The following is a 242-nucleotide window of genomic DNA, read 5'->3' as shown; positions in this document are numbered from 1 at the left end:
AGCGCTTACTGCTCGCGGACGGCAAGGTGGTAGGGCTCGATACGCTTTGGCTGCCGAGGGTTCTGGCCGATAAGCTGAAGGAACATTTGCAAGGCGAATTCATCATCCCTCTTCTGCCGCAATATGGAATCCTCGTCGACCACACGAGATATCAAATAGAGGCTACGACCGCGACGGAAGCTCAGGCGCAGGTCCTGGATGTGGTGTCGGGTTATCCACTGCTAGTCGTGCGCTATTTTCCC

General features: G+C 55.8%; 1 protein-coding gene. It reads left to right on the top strand.

The features are described 5' to 3' along the window. Positions 1-242 (top strand): UTRA domain-containing protein (locus AC0L2F_RS35945; RefSeq protein ID WP_473251549.1); only part of this gene is annotated, 242 nt, incomplete at both ends.

The sequence above is a fragment of the Bradyrhizobium sp. Ken64 genome (assembly GCF_055807555.1).
The sequence above is the reverse complement of the archived record's forward strand: the minus strand, read 5'-3'. Positions and strand labels throughout refer to the sequence as shown.